Source organism: Bartonella sp. CE47NXGY (assembly GCF_042195415.1).
GTDB lineage: Bacteria > Pseudomonadota > Alphaproteobacteria > Rhizobiales > Rhizobiaceae > Bartonella.
In genome coordinates this window covers 1-559 of record NZ_JBHIOI010000286.1, presented here as the reverse complement: position 1 = coordinate 559, position 559 = coordinate 1, and the positions used below count along the sequence as shown (strand labels likewise).

The 559-nt window shown below is 44.5% G+C and carries 1 protein-coding gene; it reads right to left on the bottom strand.

Annotated elements, in window-relative coordinates; all coding sequences use genetic code 11:
• Window positions 1–50: 50 nt before the first annotated feature.
• Window positions 51–559 (bottom strand): toprim domain-containing protein (locus ACFIL3_RS11135; protein WP_375682310.1); only part of this gene is annotated, 509 nt, incomplete at its 5' end.

The window sequence follows — 559 nt, the reverse complement described above, 5'->3', positions numbered from 1 at the left end:
GTATTTTCATTATTGTTTTGTAAATTACTATCTTTCATAGTTTCCCTCTTTTAAGAAAGTAATACGTTATTAAAATCGGTTCCTTTTGGAGCTTGCATCATAAAGACCTCAAAGCCTTGTCTATAGGCACGCGCAGCTAGGGTAAAACCTGCTTTACGACCCGCATCATCGCCGTCCATTGCAATGGTGAGACGTCCTTTTGTATGGGGTAAATTCACACGCATCATGCCACTGGTTGAAAGAGACGCCCATAAATCAACGGGCTCTGATAACAACCCAGACAGCAGAGACAGCCCCGTTTCAATGCCTTCACAAATGACCAGATGTTTTGGATTGGCTTGACTTAAATGCACAGCACCACCTGTTACAGATCCCAACATGGCTTTTGCTGGTTTTTGGTCTGTTTTGCAGCCATTGGCTTGTAAAAAGGTTCTATGAATGGCGAAAGAGCCAGCGCCCTTAACAAAAGCAACCAACGCGGGCAGTGTAACCCCAGAGGGGTGCGAACATTTGTCGTAAAAGCGTAAATCAGCAGGCAAATCACATGTAATACCCCGCA